Source organism: Comamonas sediminis (genome assembly GCF_041107495.1).
In the GTDB taxonomy this organism is placed as follows: domain Bacteria; phylum Pseudomonadota; class Gammaproteobacteria; order Burkholderiales; family Burkholderiaceae_C; genus Comamonas; species Comamonas sediminis.
This window is the reverse complement of the sequence record NZ_JBGBDC010000001.1, coordinates 37,530-52,439: the sequence shown is the minus strand read 5'-3', so window position 1 is coordinate 52,439 and position 14,910 is coordinate 37,530. Positions and strand designations below refer to the sequence as shown.

At 63.1% G+C, this 14,910-nt stretch carries 11 protein-coding genes; 4 read left to right on the top strand and 7 right to left on the bottom strand.

Annotated elements, in window-relative coordinates:
* Nucleotides 1–15: 15 nt before the first annotated feature.
* The 3 genes from AB7A72_RS00240 to AB7A72_RS00230 form a co-directional block, all read right to left on the bottom strand.
* Nucleotides 16–984 (bottom strand): ABC transporter substrate-binding protein, encoded by a 969-nt coding sequence (locus AB7A72_RS00240; protein ID WP_239811641.1) that lies wholly within the window; start codon nucleotides 982–984, stop codon nucleotides 16–18.
* A 343-nt stretch (nucleotides 985–1,327) separates the two neighbouring features.
* On the bottom strand, nucleotides 1,328–1,825 hold the full coding sequence (locus AB7A72_RS00235; protein ID WP_239811642.1) for a lipocalin family protein: 498 nt from the start codon (nucleotides 1,823–1,825) through the stop codon (nucleotides 1,328–1,330).
* Nucleotides 1,826–2,179: 354 nt separating this feature from the next.
* Nucleotides 2,180–3,886: an electron transfer flavoprotein-ubiquinone oxidoreductase gene (locus AB7A72_RS00230; RefSeq protein ID WP_239811643.1), complete on the bottom strand. Its 1,707-nt coding sequence runs from the start codon at nucleotides 3,884–3,886 to the stop codon at nucleotides 2,180–2,182.
* Between the two features lie 244 nt (nucleotides 3,887–4,130).
* On the opposite strand from AB7A72_RS00230, the gene AB7A72_RS00225 reads away from it, so the two are divergent.
* Nucleotides 4,131–4,553, top strand: coding sequence for an acyl-CoA thioesterase (locus tag AB7A72_RS00225; RefSeq protein WP_312454984.1), 423 nt, complete (start codon nucleotides 4,131–4,133; stop codon nucleotides 4,551–4,553).
* Between the two features lie 212 nt (nucleotides 4,554–4,765).
* Here the strand turns inward: AB7A72_RS00225 and AB7A72_RS00220 are convergent, their stop codons facing one another.
* Together AB7A72_RS00220 and AB7A72_RS00215 are read right to left on the bottom strand one after the other, a co-directional pair.
* The gene (locus AB7A72_RS00220) at nucleotides 4,766–7,210 is read right to left on the bottom strand and encodes a membrane-bound PQQ-dependent dehydrogenase, glucose/quinate/shikimate family (RefSeq protein WP_369458657.1); all 2,445 of its coding nucleotides are present in this window, start codon (nucleotides 7,208–7,210) and stop codon (nucleotides 4,766–4,768) included.
* A gap of 307 nt (nucleotides 7,211–7,517) precedes the next feature.
* Nucleotides 7,518–7,877: a hypothetical protein gene (locus AB7A72_RS00215; RefSeq protein WP_369458656.1), complete on the bottom strand. Its 360-nt coding sequence runs from the start codon at nucleotides 7,875–7,877 to the stop codon at nucleotides 7,518–7,520.
* Between the two features lie 245 nt (nucleotides 7,878–8,122).
* On the opposite strand from AB7A72_RS00215, the gene AB7A72_RS00210 reads away from it, so the two are divergent.
* Both AB7A72_RS00210 and AB7A72_RS00205 read left to right on the top strand, forming a co-directional pair.
* Nucleotides 8,123–9,274 (top strand): saccharopine dehydrogenase family protein, encoded by a 1,152-nt coding sequence (locus AB7A72_RS00210; protein WP_369458655.1) that lies wholly within the window; start codon nucleotides 8,123–8,125, stop codon nucleotides 9,272–9,274.
* 500 nt (nucleotides 9,275–9,774) lie between these two features.
* Complete coding sequence (locus AB7A72_RS00205) at nucleotides 9,775–10,812, top strand: TRAP transporter substrate-binding protein (RefSeq protein ID WP_239811647.1); 1,038 nt, start codon at nucleotides 9,775–9,777, stop codon at nucleotides 10,810–10,812.
* Nucleotides 10,813–10,922: 110 nt separating this feature from the next.
* Here the strand turns inward: AB7A72_RS00205 and AB7A72_RS00200 are convergent, their stop codons facing one another.
* Together AB7A72_RS00200 and AB7A72_RS00195 are read right to left on the bottom strand one after the other, a co-directional pair.
* Nucleotides 10,923–12,779 carry an AMP-dependent synthetase/ligase gene (locus AB7A72_RS00200; protein ID WP_369458654.1) on the bottom strand — a complete coding sequence of 619 codons (1,857 nt, stop codon included), beginning with the start codon at nucleotides 12,777–12,779 and terminating at the stop codon, nucleotides 10,923–10,925.
* Between the two features lie 247 nt (nucleotides 12,780–13,026).
* Nucleotides 13,027–13,596 (bottom strand): putative signal transducing protein, encoded by a 570-nt coding sequence (locus AB7A72_RS00195; protein ID WP_369458653.1) that lies wholly within the window; start codon nucleotides 13,594–13,596, stop codon nucleotides 13,027–13,029.
* Between the two features lie 223 nt (nucleotides 13,597–13,819).
* Here AB7A72_RS00195 and AB7A72_RS00190 point away from each other — a divergent pair, with 223 nt between their 5' ends.
* On the top strand, nucleotides 13,820–14,707 hold the full coding sequence (locus AB7A72_RS00190; RefSeq protein ID WP_369458652.1) for a 2-keto-4-pentenoate hydratase: 888 nt from the start codon (nucleotides 13,820–13,822) through the stop codon (nucleotides 14,705–14,707).
* Nucleotides 14,708–14,910 lie beyond the last annotated feature (203 nt).

Below are 14,910 nucleotides of genomic sequence, written 5' to 3'. Positions count from 1 at the left end.
GCGAGGCGGCATCCATCACTGAATGACTTTGGCAGCCGACTTGACCAGCTCGTCGGACAGCTTGATGCCTTGCTTCTCGGCGGCACCGGGGTTCACGTACAGCTCCATCTTGGTCGAGACTTCGGTCTTGATGTCGCCCGGCTTTTCACCCTTGAGGATGCGTGCCACCATGCGACCGGTCTGCTCGCCCAGGTCGCGGTAGTTGATGCCCAGCGCAGCCACGGCACCACGGGCCACCGAGTCGGTGTCCGATGCGACCAGCGGCAGCTTGGAGTCCTGGCCGACCTTGACGAGCGCTTCATAGGAAGACACGACGTTGTTGTCGGTGTTGGTGTAGATCACATCGGCCTTGCCCACCAGCGAGCGCGCTGCGCTGGAGACGTCCACTGAGCGCGGGGCAGCGGCTTCGACCAGGGTCATGCCCAGCTTGGGCAGCAGTTCCTTGAGTTCCTTGACGACCACGGCGGAGTTGGCCTCGCCAGGGTTGTAGACCATACCCACGCGCTTGGCGTTGGGCACGACTTTCTTCAGCAGTTCCATCTGCTTGTCGAGCGCCAGCAGGTCGGACACGCCGGTCACGTTGTTCTTCGATGGCTCCCAGCTGGGTACCAGCTTGGCGGCCACCGGATCGGTCACGGCAGAGAAGACCACCGGCACGGTCTTGGTGGCAGCCACCACGGCCTGCGCCGATGGCGTAGCAATGGCGACGATGGCATCGGGCTTGTCACCGACAAACTTGCGGGCGATCTGCGCGGCGGTGCCAGGGTTGCCCTGGGCACTCTGGTACTGCCACTTCAGGTTCTTGCCGTCTTCAAAGCCTTCGGCCTTCAGTGCCGCCTTGACGCCGTCGCGCACTGCATCCAGCGCAGGGTGTTCCACGATGGCCGTCACTGCCACAGACTTCTGGTCTGCAGCCTGCGCGGGCGCAATCGCCGCGATTGCCAGTGCCACAGCGCCCAGAGGGGCCCAAGCCAATTTCTTCATGCGTATATCTCCGCCAGGTTTGTTGAATAGCGTCAGCAGAACTGCTGCGTTGTATGCCCTGTAACAACAGGTGGCAAACAGGTAGCAGCAGTCTACACCCCACTACCCACGGGATGACACATTTGTGATCTATGGGATTGCCCTAGTTACCCTGCCAGGGCGAAACCTGTGTTGGGTTGCGCAAGGGGGCGCGGTCTCACAATAATATTTCTTTTAATAGTATTTTTGGTCAAAAAAGCTGTGCGCAGCCGATAATTTTGCAGCGCTGTGACAATAAAACTGTGCGCGCTGCCCGGGTCCCGATGCCCTGCATGAGAAGTCCGATCGCGCCTACCCCGGGTATCTACCGAGGTGGCGGATCCTGGTCCGGAGCGGCCCAGTGCAGGGGTGCCTTCAGGCGGCTGGTGCTGCTGGCCAACTGCTCCAGCGATGCGCGCAACTCCGGCTCCAGATCGCTGCGGCGGCTCAGGATGAAAAGCGATTTCGGCCCGGGCCCGGCTACCATGGCCCATTGGTAGTAGGGGTCGAGTGCCACGACGTAGTAGCTGACCCCGAAAGGCCCGAAGCGGCTGATGCTGAAATGCACCGGCATTGTGAGCTGGTAATGGCTCGCCAATGCCGCGCCTTTCGCGTCCACCGGGGCCATGTAGTCCTGCCGCCGGTCCCAGCGGTTGGAGAGCGGGTCGTAGGACGTGGCAATCACGCGCACGCCGCCGTCATAGCGTTGCAGGAACTCATAGCGCTCACGGGTGCGTAGCGCATCCTGCGGCTCATCGACCTTGGCGACCTTGTACCACAGGCCCATGAAGCGCTCGAGATCGAGAGAGGTGGCTGAGCTCAACGGCGCAGGGGCCGCAGCAGGAACTGCATCTGCTGGCTTGGCAGCCACGGGCGCGGCTGCGCGCTTGCCGCGTTTGGGCAGCGTGGCAGGGGTTGCCAAAGCCGCGCTTGCACCCAGCAGCATGCCCAGTAGCACACACAGCCACTGGCGGTACAGGTGGGCACGGGCAGTCCGGAGCGGAGCACAGGCGTTGCCAGCCAGGGCTCGGGCGGAACAGCGTGGAAGGCAAAACCAGACAAACATGGGCCATTGTCTGCACGCCTGCAGGCGTGCGCTTGTCGGCCAAATTCGGCAATCCATAGCCGGGCAACCGGTGTTTGCCCTGGCATCGATTCCCGAACCGGCGCCGCTTGCTTACATGCCGGTGTAGTTCGGTCCGCCACCGCCTTCCGGCGTCACCCAGACAATGTTCTGGGTCGGATCCTTGATGTCACAGGTTTTGCAGTGCACGCAGTTTTGCGCATTGATCTGCAGGCGCTGGGCATCCCCGCCCTGGCTTTCGTCCGCCACGAACTCGTAGACCCCCGCTGGACAGTAGCGCTGCTCGGGGCCGGCGTACTTGGCCAGGTTGATCTGCACCGGCACGCTGGCATCTTTCAAGGTCAGGTGGGCAGGCTGGTCTTCGGCATGGTTGGTGCCGCTGATGAAGACGCTGGAGAGACGGTCAAACGTCAGCTTGCCATCGGGCTTGGGGTACTGGATCGGTTTGCATTCCGACGCGGGCTTGAGGTAGGCGTGGTCCGGCTTGTCGCGGTGCAGGGTCCAGGGCATGTTGCCGCGCAGCACGAACTGCTCCAGGCCGTTCATGATCGAGGCGGTCACCAGGCCCTTCTTGAACCAGCTCTTGAAGTTGCGGCTCTTGTTGAGCTCTTCGTAGAGCCAGCTCTTCTCAAACGCGGCGGGGTAGGCGCTGAGCTCATCACCCTGGCGGCCAGCGGCAATCGCTTCAAAGGCGGCTTCTGCGGCCAGCATGCCGGTCTTGATGGCCGCGTGGCTGCCCTTGATGCGGCTGACGTTCAGGAAACCGGCATCGCAGCCCACCAGCGCGCCACCGGGGAACACGGTCTTGGGCAGGCTCATCAGGCCGCCGGCAGTGATCGCGCGGGCGCCATAACCGATGCGCTTGGCCGGCTTGATGCCCTTGGACTCGTCGCCTTCCAGGTAGTAGCGGATGTTGGGGTGGGTCTTCCAGCGCTGCATCTCCTCGAACGGAGACAGGTAGGGGTTGGAGTAATCCAGACCGGTGATGAAGCCCAGGGTGACCTTGTTGTCGTCCAGGTGGTAGAGGAAGGCGCCACCGTAGGTGTCGTTGTTCATCGGCCAGCCGGCGGTATGCATCACAAAGCCGGGTTGGTGGCGCTGCGGATCGATCTCCCACAGCTCCTTCACACCCAGGCCGTAGGTCTGCGGATCCTTGCCTTCGTCGAGCTTGAACTTGGCGATCAGCTGCTTGCCCAGGTTCCCACGCGAGCCTTCGGCAAAGATCGTGTACTTGCCGTGCAGTTCCATGCCGAGCTGGAACTCGCCGGTGGGTTCGCCGTTCTTGCCAACGCCCATGTTGCCGGTGGCCACGCCCTTGACCGAGCCGTCTTCGTGGTAGACCACTTCCGCGGCGGCAAAGCCGGGGAAAATCTCGACGCCCAGGGCCTCGGCCTGCTCGGCCAGCCATTTGACGACAAAGCCCAGCTGCACGATGTAGTTGCCTTCGTTGTGGAAGCAGGGCGGCAGCAGCCAGTTGGGGGTGCGCAGACCGGATTTTTCGCTCAGGAAGACCATCGCGTCCTCGGTCACCGGCTGCGTCAAAGGTGCGCCCTTGGCTTTCCAGTCGGGGATCAGCTCGGTCAGCGCGCGGGGATCCATGATGGCGCCCGACAAGGTGTGCGCGCCCGGCTCGGAGCCTTTTTCCAGCACGACGACGGAGACATCGCTGCCTTTTTCCGCTGCCAGCTGCTTCAAACGGATGGCCGTGGCCAGCCCGCCTGGGCCGCCGCCAACGATGACAACGTCGTATTCCATTGACTCGCGGGGGCCATATTGGGCCAGTATTTCTTCGTTGGTCATCGGGGCTCCGTACAAATTCTTTTCAAGCGATGGGCAGGCATGTGGCAGATCTGTGTCTGGGTTGCATGCAGTGCCATGGATTTTAGGGCGATGTTGCAGTGCGGTAACCGCCTTGATCCTAGGGTTAGCCCTAGATTTGCGGCGATCTTCGCTCTGATTTTTGAGACAGGGGCTTTGTGCCAGTGAAAGTCGGCGACAAGGCCTGGCCGCTGGCGCCCGCTGCTTGGCCGTAATATGCCAGTCTATGAAAATCTTGCTGCCTGACCACAAACGCTGGGTTCATGACTCGCTGATGGATGTTCGCTGGGGGGATATGGACAGTCTGGGCCATGTCAATAACACGGTGTATTTTCGCTACATGGAAAGTGCGCGGGTGGAGTGGCTGCGCTCGACACGCGACACCCCCCATGGCGCGGGTCAGGGCCCGGTGGTGGTGAACTGCTTTTGCAACTACCTGCGGCAGATCGAGTACCCGGCCCGGCTGGTGGTGAAGATGTATGTCAGCGACGCGGCGCGCACCGCGTTCGAGACCTGGTACCAGATCGAAAAGCAGGACGCGCCCGGCGAGGTCTACGCCAGCGGTGGCGCCACTGTGCTGTGGGTGGATTTTGCGCGCCAGAAGGCGGTGGATCTGCCCGCCTGGATGCGTGGCATGGTGGAAGGCTGAGAACACCAGATTTTGCTGAGGTTGGCTGATTTGTGATGCATTGCCGCGATGCAGTGTTGCTATGCAAAGTATAGCAAATCGAAGCCTGTGGCAGTTTTGGGGTGGGTCGGCGCACGGCCTCCATGCCCTGCGTTGCGCGCAGGCATGAAAAAGCCCGGTGAAGGCCTTCCCTGGCGGGAAGTCTTGCACCGGGCGGCTGAGGCCGAAGCGGATCAGCGGCGTGGCAGCGCGTAGGCGATCACATAGTCGCCACGGTCAGGCGAGTTGCGTGCACCGCCTGCCGAGACCAGCACAAACTGCTGGCCCGTCACCGGCGACTGGTAGCTGATGGGCGTGCCCTGGCTGCCCACGGGCAGGCGTGCTTTCCACACTTCCTGGCCGGTGCCGGTTTCATAGGCGCGCAGGTAGTAATCCTGCGTGGCGGCGATAAAGACCAGACCGCCTTGCGTGGCCATGGTGCCACCAATGGTGGGCATGCCAATGGGGATAGGCAGGCCCATCTTGATGCCGAAGGGCCCCGTGTCCTTGACGGTGCCGACCGGCACTTGCCAGGCGATCTGCTGGGTCTTCAGGTCCACGGCGGTCAGTGTGCCAAAAGGCGGCTTCTGGCAAGGGATCTCCAGTGGCGACATGAAGCGCACCTTGGCATTGATCGCATAAGGCGTGCCATCCAGCGGCACAGGCTTGGTGATCGCAGCGGCTTCGTTGCCGTCGGACTTGGCGCCGGCATCGGCCGGGTCGGCCTTGATCAGCTGCACTTCCAGGCCCACGCGCATGTCGTTGATGAACAGGTAGTTGTTGGTCGGATCGACCGAGATGCCACCCCAGTTCATGCCACCCAGCGAGCCGGGCAGGTTCAAGGATGCATCGGTGCCCGGCGGCGTGAACAGGCCGGTGTAGCGCTTGGACTTGAACTTCAGGCGGCAGAGCAGCTGGTCAAACGGCGTTGCACCCCACATGTCGGATTCGCGCATGTCGTCAGCGCCGATGTTGGGCATGCCGACCGAGAAGAGCTGGGTGGGCGAGTAGGTTTCGCCCTCGATCTTGCCGGCAGGCACGCGGCGCTCTTCCACCTGGGTCAGGGGCTGGCCGGTCGCGCGGTCCAGCACAAAGATCTGGCCGGCCTTGGTGCCGAACACCAGCGCAGGCGTGTTCTTGCCGCCGGCGGCGCCGGGGAAGTCCACCAACGAAGGCTGCATCGGCACATCGAAGTCCCAGAGGTCATCGTGCACGGTCTGGTAGACCCATTTTTCCTTGCCGGTGCTGGCATCCACGGCCAGCATCGAGGCGCCGTACTTGCGGTCCAGCGCGGTGTGCTTCACACCCCAGAGGTCCACCGCCGCGCTGCCCACAGGCATGAACACGGTGTTGGATTGCGGGTCGTAGGACATCGGTGCCCAGACGTTGGGGGTCGAGCGCACATAGGTCTTGCCGTCAGCGGGGGCGGTCTGGTCGTCAGGGTTGCCCGGGTCAAAGGCCCAGCGCAGCGCGCCGCTCACCACATCAAAGCCACGCACCACGCCGCCAGGCATGTCGGTGCTGACATTGTCGGCCACGCGGCCACCAATCACGATGGTGGTGCCGGCCAGGGTGGGGGCGGAGGTCGGGTAGTACTCGCCCTTGTCAGCGCCCTTGCCCATGCCATTGCGCAGGTCCACGCGGCCGTGGGTACCAAAGTCTTCGCAGAAGGCGCCGGTGTCGGCGTCCAGGGCGATCAGCTCAGGCGCCACGCTGTTCATCAGAATGCGGCGTTGGCAGGCGGCGCCAGGCGCCACGCTCACGGCCTGCACCGGCGTTGCGCCGGCCACCGTGGGCTGGCTCAGCGGCTGGGCGGCATCAAAATAGGCCAGGCCACGGCAGCGCATCCACTTTTTCTGCTTGGCATTGATCTCGGTCTTCCAGAGTTCCTTGCCGGTGGTCGCGTCCAGCGCGATCACATTGTTGTGCGGGGTGCAGACAAAGACCTGGTTGCCAATCTGCAGCGGGGTCAGCTGGTCTTCGGCACCGCCGCCGCCAGGGCTCACCGGCACATCACCGGTCTGGTAGCTCCAGGCCAGCTGCAGATCCTTGACATTGCTGCGCGTGATCTGGTCCAGCGCCGCAAAGCGGGTACCGCCTGGCGTGCTGCCATAGTGCGCCCAGTCAGCAGGCGCCTGGCCCTTGGCCACCGGTTGCAGCACGGTCGCATCCGACTTGGCCGACACCGAGGCATGGGGCAGGAACATGCCGCCCACGGTCGCCAGGCAACCCAGCAGCAGCAGGCCGGCCACCACGGTGGAGCCCGTCTTGCCAGCCGCTTGGCCGCGTGCACGGCGCAGCACCGGGAAGGACAGCGCGACCAGAATGCCGATGCCGGCCAGCAGCAGCAGGCGCGAGACCAGCGGCCAGAAATCCAGGCCCACATCGGCTACGGCCCAGACCGCCGTTGCCAGCAAGGTCAGTGCATACAGCCAGGCGCCACCGGGGTGCGCGGCGGCAATCAGCAGGCCCGAGAGGACCAGCGCCATGCCGCTGATCAGAAAATACCAACTGCCTTGCAGCGCCACCAACTGGTAGCCATAGACAGCAAAGAACAGGCCCGAGGCCAGCAGGCACAGGCCCAGAAGAAGCAGCCAGGCCTTGGAAACCAAGCCGGGTCGCGTGTTGTGTTTATCCATTGTAACTATTGAGTTATGCGAATCGCTGCATCGCCGTGGGCGGGCGGATGGCGGGCCTGGGGCCGTAAAGCCCGGCAGACCCATCGCATGGGCTGGGGAGAGGCACGGCTTGATCTATGTCATGTCCGCGACAGCGCATTATCGGCGCAGAACAAAGCCGGGGAGGGTGGTGGGTGCAATTTTTGGCAGCAAGCGAGCGCACGCCAACACCAACGTACACCACCCGATGCGCTGCTTTATCGGCCTGACATACCAGCGGGAGCTAGCGTTCAGGTGCGCCTATGCTGTAACTGAATGCATGTAGATGCTATGAAGCGCTGGCCTTGGGCAGCGGCGCCTGCCAGCGCGCGACAAACCAGAAGTAAAAACCGGCCGCCGCAAAGATGGCGGCCATCACGCCCAGCAGCAGCAGCATGTCGGGGTTGTTGGCATAAGGCCCCCAGACCACGCGGCCCAGCAACACGGCCACGACCACCGCCGAAATGACGGCGCAACGCCGGTTACGTGACAGCACACGCTTTTCTGCCTGGGCGATGAACAGCTCGGCATGTTCGCCATTGAAACCCGCAGCCTCCAGCTTGGCCAACAGATCTTCGCGCGACTTGCCCTTGAGGATGTCGCGTGCCAGCAGAAAACGAAGAACTTTGTTGGATGCGGAATCGGCCATGGTTTGGATACGGATAGCGGAAAAAGAGGATGGAGTGAGTGCGAGCCGCCCATTGTGCCTGGGGCAACGAAACCCCTGATTTGCGACACATTAACCTACGGGTTAACCATTATTTTGGTTGATGTGTCGTGAAATATTGCCGAAATGGCTAGCAAAAACAAATAATATGACGCTTTAATATGTTCATTTTGACAATTCCTGGTTGTAACATTTCTCCATCATTCACCCTGATCAGAGAGCCAACCATGAACGACAAAACCAGCAAAAAGTCCGTCCAAGCCAATTCCACCAAGGCCGCCGCCGACAAGAAAGTGACCATCCTGGGCGCCGGCAAAATCGGCTTTGCGATGGCCGTGCTGCTGCAGGCGGCGGGCGGCTACCAGCTGCGCATTGCCGACCAGTCCAAGGCACAGCTCAAGGCCGCTGCCGCGTTGGGTCTGGAGACGGTGCAGATTGGCAAGGGCGGTGATCTGTTGCCGGCCGTGCAAGGCCAGTTCGCGGTGCTCAATGCGCTGCCCTTCCACATGGCGATCGAAGTCGCCGGCGTTGCCGCTGCACATGGCGTGCATTACTTTGACCTGACCGAAGATGTGCAGTCCACCCATGCGATCCGCAAGATCGCCGCCAAGGCCGGCAGCGTGCTGATGCCCCAGTGCGGCCTGGCTCCTGGCTTTATCGGCATTGTGGGCAACGACGTGGCCAAGCATTTCGACACCTTGCATGACCTGAAGATGCGCGTCGGTGCGCTGCCCCGTTACCCGCAAGGCAGCCTGCGCTACAACCTGACCTGGAGCACCGAGGGCCTGATCAACGAGTACATCAACCCCTGCGAGGCGCTGGTCGATGGCCAGCCTCTGACGGTGCATGCCCTCGAAGGGCTGGAGACCTTTGCGCTGGATGGCATCGAGTACGAAGCCTTCAACACCAGCGGCGGCCTGGGCACCTTGACGGAAACCTGGGCCGGCAAGGCGCGCAATGTGGACTACAAGTCCATCCGCTACCCCGGCCACTGCGCGATCCTGAAGATCCTGCTCAACGAGCTCAAGCTGCGCGACAAGCGCGAACTGCTCAACGAGATTTTTGACAACGCGATTGCTGCCACGCGCCAGGATGTGATCGTGATCTTTGCCAGCGCCACGGGCTACAAGGGTGAGCGGCTGATGCAGGAGTCCTACTCGGCCCGTATTGTGGGCACCACGGTGGCCGGCCATGCACTCACTGCCATCCAGCTGACCACCGCTGCCGGTATCTGCTGCGCGCTCGATCTGGTCGCGAGCGGGGTGCTGCCACAGAAGGGCTTCATTGCGCAAGAATCGATCGCGCTGTCCGACTTCATCGCCAACCGCTTTGGCCAGTACTACCGCGCGCAGGATCTGAATGCCGCGCTGGCAGCCTGAAGCCTGAGCCGCATGCCTCGCGGCGCGGCAGGCGAGCAGCTGCCAACCTGCCGGGGTGGCGATGCACAGAGCGGCCGCTGCCGTTGAAGTCCCGCTGTGGGGCGCATACATCTATCCGCTAAAAAATGGCTGCTTTCGTCCCTCGGAGGGGAGGAAAGCAGCTATTATTTTTGTAGTTTCAGAAAGTGTGTGCTGTGACTAAATGCTAGTCATCGCCAACTTCTGGCGCGGCAACAACTGACTTGCATCAAGCAATGTCTCACCGGTGATCGATAGCGATTGCTTTGTTGCGCAGGCCAAGATAGATTGCGTCGCCTCCTCACAAAATTTGTGACGTTAGTGACCAAATAAATCGAATGGCACGGTTGCTGAATGCGTCGCATGGCTCGCCATGGGGCTGCGGGCAGCGTTTGCTCTTTGTGGGGCTTTTCAGTACACATGCGGCCTGCAGCATCCACCGGAATGGGGGATGCCTGGCTCAGATACCAAGGAATCGTCATATGGCAGATCACAACACCAACGAAACGCTTGCCAGTCCGTCCCGGCGCAAAGTGCTCGCCCGCATGGGCCTGGCGGCAGGCTCCGGGCTGGTCGGGTCGCTTCCCCATATGGCCAGAGCGGCTGCCACGCCGCTCAAATGCGCTGGCGCCTACACCGACGCGTTGTTCCACACCCGCAACCTGACGCAGTTCGCCCGTGAAGCCAATGGCCTGAGCCAGGGCGGGCTGCAGATCGAGGTGGTCACCAACGCCAAGCTGATGCCGATGAACCAGGTGATGCCTGCGCTCAGCAAGGGCGATCTGGCGATCGGTGAGATCTTCATGTCGAACTTCAGCGACCAGTACCCGGCTTTCGCGATCGATTCGCTGCCGTTTATCGTGCGCAGCTTTGACGATGCCAAGCGCCTGTGGGCAGCCACGCGTGAACCGATTGAGGCACTGCTGAAAAAGCAAGGCATTCGCCTGCTCTACACCGCGCCATGGCCGGGCCAGGGCCTGTTCTCGCGCGCGCCGGTGAACAAGCTCGAAGACGTCAAGGGCCAGAAATTCCGCGTCAACAATGTTGCCTCCAAGTACATCGCGGAGGTGGCGGGCGCAACCCCGGTGGACACCCCTGCCAACGATCTGGCCAAGGCCATCCAGGCAGGCAAGGTCGATGTGATGCTGACATCCAGTACCACCGGCGTGGACAGCCAGTCCTGGAACGCAATGGGCATTTTCATCGACATGCGCGCCTGGATTCCGAAGAACCTGATCCTGATGAGCGAGAAGAGCTGGACGGGCTTGTCCGACAGCGCCAAGACGGCGCTGGACACTGCCGCCAAACAGGCCGAAGCGCGCGGCTGGCAGTTGGCCAAGGATGCCGACGATGCGGCGCAGAAGGTGCTGGTCGAGCATGGCACCAAGATCAGCCAGCCTTCCTACGAACTGCGCCGCGCGCTGGATCTGATGGGCGAGAAGTTCGCCCGTGAATGGTCGTCCAAGGCAGGTGTCGATGGTGCCGGCGCATTGCTGAACTACTACTTCCCCAAGAAGTAAGCGCCGGACCGTACCAGCAGCTCTGCAACCCAGACCCCTCTGCAGCAGAGATACAAAAACCGCCAATGCCTGCAGAGGGCATCGGCGGTTTTGCATTTCGGCGCTGCGATTTACTTCGCGTAGAGGTTCGCGATCTCGGCGGCGAACTTCTGCATCAGCTGGGGGCGGCGCAGCTTCAGGGTCGGGGTCATCAGGCCGTTGTCGATGGTCCAGGGCTCGGTGACCAGGTAGACCGCACGCGGCACCGCATATTTGGCCAGGCCCTGGCATTGCGCAGCAATGCGCTCGAGCGCGATCTTGCGCACGGCGCTGGCCTGCAGGCTGACGCTGTTGTCCGGGTCCAGGCCGAGGCTGCCGGCCAGTTGCTTCCATTCTTCGCGGTTGACCACGGCCACACAGGCGATAAAGGGCTGGTGCTCACCGACGACAAAGCTCTGTTCGAACAGCGGGTCGGCGCAAAGCGCCTGCTCGATGTCCGAGGGCGGCACCTTCTCGCCAGTGGCGGTGACGATGATCTCCTTGATGCGGCCCACAATGCGCACCTCGCCACCGACCAGCTCAGCCTGGTCACCGGTGCGCAGCCAGCCATCTTCGGTGAAGGCCTGGCGTGTGTCTTCCGGACGGCCCCAGTAGCCCATCATGATGTTGGGGCCGCGTGCCTGCAGCTCCTTGTTCTCGCCAATGCGCACTTCCATACCGTCGAGCGGCTTGCCCACGGTGGAGGGGTCGTTGTGCTGCAACGAGTTGGCGGTCAGCACCGGCGAGGTTTCGGTCATGCCAAAGCCTTGCAGCACATTCAGCCCCAGGCCCAAAAAGCTGTGCGATACCACCGAGGGAATGGCCGCGCCTCCAGTCACCGCGATGCGCAGCCGGCCGCCAAACAAATCGAGGATGGGTTGGGCCACTTTTTTCTGCAGCAGCGGCCAGGGCAGCCAGCGCGCCCAACCGCCTTGCGGGGGGTCGGTGTTCACCAGACCATGGGCCGCGCAGTGGCGGGCCCAGCCTTTGGAAACGGCGGCCGCAAACAGCGCGCGCTTGAACGCCGACTTGGCCAGCTTTTCCTGGATCTTCGCGTAGATGCGTTCGTAGATGCGAGGCACCGACACGAGGATGGTCGGGCGGATGCTGAGCATGTCCTCGGCCAGCAGCGCAACCGAGCGGGCATAGACCACCGTGCTCGCGACTGCCATCGGCAGGTAGTAGCCGCAGCTGCGCTCAAAGGTGTGCGAGACCGGCAGAAAGGACAGAAAGACATCGTCCTGCGTGGGCACCACACGGCCCAGCACGGCTTTGACGTCGCTCAGCACATTGCGGTGGCTGAGCATCACCCCTTTGGGCTTGCCGGTGGTGCCGCTGGTGTAGACGATGGCGGCCATGTCCTCAGCCTGGGGGGGTTGTGGGGCCTGCGCGCGGGGGCTGCTGCCATCGGCCTCGGCCAGCCAGTCCTGCAAGCGCACCACGCGCGCCAGGCCATCGCTGCCGGCCTGGACGGGGATGGCTGCTTGCTCGGGGTCGTCGATCACCACGCAGCGCAGTGCCGGCAGCGGCGTGCCGGTGGCCACGATCTGCTCCCAGGTCTCCAGGCGGTTGATGAGCAGCAGCGAGGCGCCGGCATCGGCCAGGATAAAGGCGATATTGCCGGGGTTGTCATTGGCATGCAGCGGCACGGTGGCGCAGGCCTGGGCCATACCGGCCTGGTCGATGCAGATGGCATGCACGCTGTGGGTCAGCAAGGTGGCAATGCGTGCGCCACGCGCCAGCTGCAGGCCGTGCAGCGCCTGGCTCCACAGGGCCACCTTGGTTTGCATATCGGCCCAGCTGAAGGATTGCCAGGCATTCGTCGCGGTATCGAACCAGCGGTAGGCTTCGCGCTCGGGGGTGTTGTTGCAACGGTAGGCAAACAAGTCCGGCAGTGTGGACAGGGCGCTGAACTCAGGGGCCAGGGGCGCTGGAATGGGGGCGGTCATATCTCTCTCGTTCTCCTCGGTCGCCATCATCGCATTGGCGCGCTGCCGTTTTGGCCATTGGTGACCCAGAATGCATGCGGGCTTGCTGCGATTTGCGATGGCGCGATTGTCGGCATCGCGCTGCAGCAGATGCCAATATTTGGTTGCTTGCTAGGTTTTTATGCCGGATTGGTATCGGTATTTGATACTTTGCAACGTCAGCGGAGGCCGGGACAGCCCGCTTGAGGCGCATTGCAACCGCTGCCGTTCATCGGCTGCCTGTGGGTGCTGCTTGCCCGCGTTCACTGTGGGCGGATGCGGTATCGGGGGCTTGCCGGGTCTGCTCCGTAGCACCCGCATCGCCCGTGGTATCCGCCTGAGGCACGCCGCCGAGCAGGTAGTGCAGACACAGCGCCAACAGCGCCGCGCCGCCGGCCCACCAGCAGGGATACCAGCGCCGGGCGTCGCTGTAGGCTTCTTGTTCGCCGTCCCGCTGCGAAGCGGCACGCACACCTGGGTCGCAGGCCAGGTCAAAGCGCGAATCCAACCGACCATCGTGCGCGGGCGCAGACGGCGGCTGCTCACCCAGGCTGGGGTCGGCCCGGGCCAGCTCGGCGTCATCGATCAGCGGGGCACGCTCCCACTCCTCCAACGCGCGGCGAGCAGCGGACCAGTCGGCCTCATCGACCCACAAACGCAGCAGGCTGCCCGCTGGCAGCTCGCCGATTGCGCCTTGCAGATGCTCACCGCTGACAAAACTGGCTATGCCGTGCTGGCGCAGCACGTCCTGCAGAACATGGGCTTGCACGGCATTGGCGGGCTCATACACGCTGCGCATCTTGGGTCTCCTGTCGCCGGGTGGTTACGCAAATACTATAGCGTCTGTTGCTTTGTGGCTATGGCGGCATGACCTGCATCAAGCAAAAGCAGGCGGAGGGTCGGTGGGCCGCGCAGGCTGCGCGCTTTCCCTAGTCAGTCCTGTCGATGCGGGTGGTATGTTGGTGCCCGGGGCGGTCTACAAAACCGCATTCGGAACAGGTTCTTGGAACAGGAGACTTTGGATGATGCACCCAGCTTTGCGTATTCGCCGCTCCCCACTTTGGCTGGCCGCCTGCCTGGCTGCCTGCAGCAGCCTGGCCCAGGCCGCTTGCCTGGATGACGCACAGGTCGCGCAGTGGCTGCAGGCCTATGAGGCCAAGCAGCCCGTGCCGTCGGCGGGTGCGATGACCGAGGCCGATGGCAAATGCAGCCGCAACAAGCTCCATGCCGCCTGGGCAGCCCAGGGCAAGAAGCCCATTGGCTACAAGGCGGGGCTGACCAGCGCGGCCATGCAAAAACGCTTTCAGACCGACAAGCCGGTATGGGGTGTGCTGTACGAGGGGGCCTTGCTGCCCAACCGCAGTGCGGTGCCCGCCGCCTTTGGCGCGCGGCCGATGTTTGAGGCGGACATGCTGGTACGCGTCTCCAGCAGCGCCATCAACCGCGCGACAACGCCGCTGCAGGTGCTCAACCACATTGACCGCATCGTCCCGTTTGTGGAGCTGCCTGACCTGGTGGTGGAGAACCCCGCCCAGCTCGATGGCGCGGCCGTTGAGGCCATCAACGTGGGTGCGCGCATGGGTGTGATGGGCCAGGCACTGGCGGTGCCGCAATTCCGGGCCGAGCGTTACGCGCTGTTGAATGCGCTGCAGAGCATGCAGGTCGACATCACCGACCAGAGCGGCGCGCGGCTGGGCGGCGGCCGTGGCGGCGATCTGATGGGCCAGCCGCTCAACGCCGTGGTCTGGCTGGCGCAGGCCCTTCAGGCCGAAGGCCAGCGGCTCAAGGTGGGCGACTGGATCAGCCTGGGGTCCTACTCGGCGCTGATGCCGCCGCAGCCCGGCCAGCAGATCCGGGTGGAGTACAAGGGCTTGGAGGGTGCGCAGCCGGTGGAGCTGCGTTTCGAGTAAATCCGGGCGGCCTTGGGCAGCGGTGAAGCAGGGCTCTGCCGCGTTGGCAGGACCTTAAAACATGGGTGACCGAGATGCCCCGTCGTGAATGGGCAATGGCCGATAATCATCCGGCCTTGTCCCTGAATTGCGCCCTTGCCTGCTGGCCGGGCAACGATGTATGTCTGACGCTTCACCTCGCTCCAAAGCCCATCTTCCCGCCG

Bases quoted from the DNA above. Each gene is read 5' to 3' on its own strand.
- AB7A72_RS00225 (WP_312454984.1), top strand. From the start codon at position 4,131: ATGAAAATCTTGCTGCCTGACCACAAACGCTGGGTTCATGACTCGCTG.
- AB7A72_RS00215 (WP_369458656.1), bottom strand. From the start codon at position 7,877: ATGGCCGATTCCGCATCCAACAAAGTTCTTCGTTTTCTGCTGGCACGC.
- AB7A72_RS00210 (WP_369458655.1), top strand. From the start codon at position 8,123: ATGAACGACAAAACCAGCAAAAAGTCCGTCCAAGCCAATTCCACCAAG.
- AB7A72_RS00205 (WP_239811647.1), top strand. From the start codon at position 9,775: ATGGCAGATCACAACACCAACGAAACGCTTGCCAGTCCGTCCCGGCGC.
- AB7A72_RS00200 (WP_369458654.1), bottom strand. From the start codon at position 12,779: ATGACCGCCCCCATTCCAGCGCCCCTGGCCCCTGAGTTCAGCGCCCTG.
- AB7A72_RS00220 (WP_369458657.1), bottom strand. From the start codon at position 7,210: ATGGATAAACACAACACGCGACCCGGCTTGGTTTCCAAGGCCTGGCTG.
- AB7A72_RS00190 (WP_369458652.1), top strand. From the start codon at position 13,820: ATGATGCACCCAGCTTTGCGTATTCGCCGCTCCCCACTTTGGCTGGCC.
- AB7A72_RS00195 (WP_369458653.1), bottom strand. From the start codon at position 13,596: ATGCGCAGCGTGTATGAGCCCGCCAATGCCGTGCAAGCCCATGTTCTG.
- AB7A72_RS00240 (WP_239811641.1), bottom strand. From the start codon at position 984: ATGAAGAAATTGGCTTGGGCCCCTCTGGGCGCTGTGGCACTGGCAATC.
- AB7A72_RS00230 (WP_239811643.1), bottom strand. From the start codon at position 3,886: ATGACCAACGAAGAAATACTGGCCCAATATGGCCCCCGCGAGTCAATG.